This is a genomic window from Saccharopolyspora griseoalba, from assembly GCF_042665275.1.
Taxonomy (GTDB): Bacteria; Actinomycetota; Actinomycetes; order Mycobacteriales; family Pseudonocardiaceae; genus Saccharopolyspora; species Saccharopolyspora griseoalba.
The window spans coordinates 1-837 of sequence record NZ_JBHTCJ010000039.1 but is presented as its reverse complement, the minus strand read 5'-3'; the positions used below and the strand labels follow the sequence as shown (position 1 = coordinate 837).

Genomic DNA, 837 nt, shown 5'->3' with positions numbered 1-837 from the left:
CTAGGGGGTGTCCTCAAAGTGGGTGTGGGTGGCCTGGTTTGATCTTGGTTGATGGTGAAAAGGCATGAGTTGACTGATGAGCAGTGGCAGGTCATCGAGCCGTTGTTACCGGCCTCGGGCGTGGCGGGGCGGCCCCGGGTGGATGACCGTCGGGTGATCAACGGGATGCTGTACAAGGCCAAGACAGGTATCGCCTGGCGGGATCTGCCGGAGCGCTACGGGCCGTGGAAGACGGTCTACAACCGTTTCTGGCGGTGGTCGCGTACCGGTGTGCTGACCAGGCTGGTCGGACAGGTTCGGGTGATCGCCGAGGCGGTCGATGAGCTGGATGCCGAGGTGTCGGTGGATTCCAGCATCGTGCGTGCCCACCAGCACGCCGCGGGCGCCCGCCGCCCGAGAGAACCTCACACAGGGGGCCCCAGCGGATCCCGGCGGACACAGTGAGCCCGATGATCATGCTATCGGCCGGTCCCGTGGCGGGCCCACCACCAAGATCCATCTCGCCTGTGACGGGCACGGCCGCCCGCTGTCGGTGGTACTCACCAGCGGCAACGTCAACGACTGCACGATGTTCACCCAGGTCATGGCAGGAGTCCGGTTCGACCGGTCCGGCCCAGGCAGGCCCAGGACCCGCCCAGGCCGGGTCCTGGCCGACAAGGGCTACTCCAGCCGCGCGATCCGCGACTACCTCCGACGACGCGGTATCCCGGCCACGATTCCCGAACGCAGAGATCAACGGGCCAACCGGCAACGACGCGGCCAGGCCGGTGGGCGCCCGCCGGCCTTCGACGCCAGCATTTACACACGCCGCAACATCGTCGAACGCTGCTTCAACCA

General features: G+C 66.8%; 1 pseudogene. It reads left to right on the top strand.

Annotated features, from left to right (window positions below):
* Positions 1-51: 51 nt before the first annotated feature.
* Positions 52-837 (top strand): annotated as a pseudogene (locus ACFQRI_RS27090) (IS5 family transposase); the annotation flags it as partial.